Genomic DNA, 573 nt, shown 5'->3' on the forward strand with positions numbered 1-573 from the left:
GGCGGGCCAGTGGGCGGCCAACAGCGGTCGGGCGACGAGCTCGGTCACCCGGCCGCCACCCGCGGGCAGGACGGTTCGCCCGTCGTCGAGCGGACGCTCGTAGGCGCCCTTACAGAACACCACCCCGGGCTCGGTGAGCAGTGGTCCCAGCAGTCCGGTCGCGAACGCGGGGTCGAACTCGCGCAGGTCGGAATCGAGGAAGACGACGACATCACCGTCGGTGGCGGCGAGGGATTTCCACAGCGCCTCGCCCTTGCCCGGGACGTCCCCCAGCGCGGGCAACACGTCCCCCTGCGCCACCACTCGGGCGCCGGCCGCGCGGGCCACCTCCGCGGTGCCGTCGACGCTGTGGGAGTCGATCACCACCAGCTCGTCGATGAGCGGCACCCGCTCGACCAGTTCGGACCGAAGCGCTGCGACGATCACGCCGACCGTCGACTCCTCGTTCCGGGCGGGTAGCACGACGGACACCCGCCGACCGGCTTTGGCCGCGACCAGGTCCTCCGAGCGGAAGTCTCCGGCCAGGTAGGTGCGTCGCACGGACCAGTCGCGGATCGGGTCGACCCGATCCGC

General features: G+C 72.4%; 1 protein-coding gene. It reads right to left on the bottom strand.

Features of this window, described 5'->3' with window-relative positions:
• Positions 1-573, bottom strand: a 573-nt coding sequence (locus tag G6017_RS14880; RefSeq protein ID WP_182618049.1) for a glucosyl-3-phosphoglycerate synthase, incomplete at both ends; no start/stop codon positions are given.

Source organism: Dietzia sp. B44 (genome assembly GCF_014145245.1).
GTDB lineage: Bacteria > Actinomycetota > Actinomycetes > Mycobacteriales > Mycobacteriaceae > Dietzia > Dietzia natronolimnaea.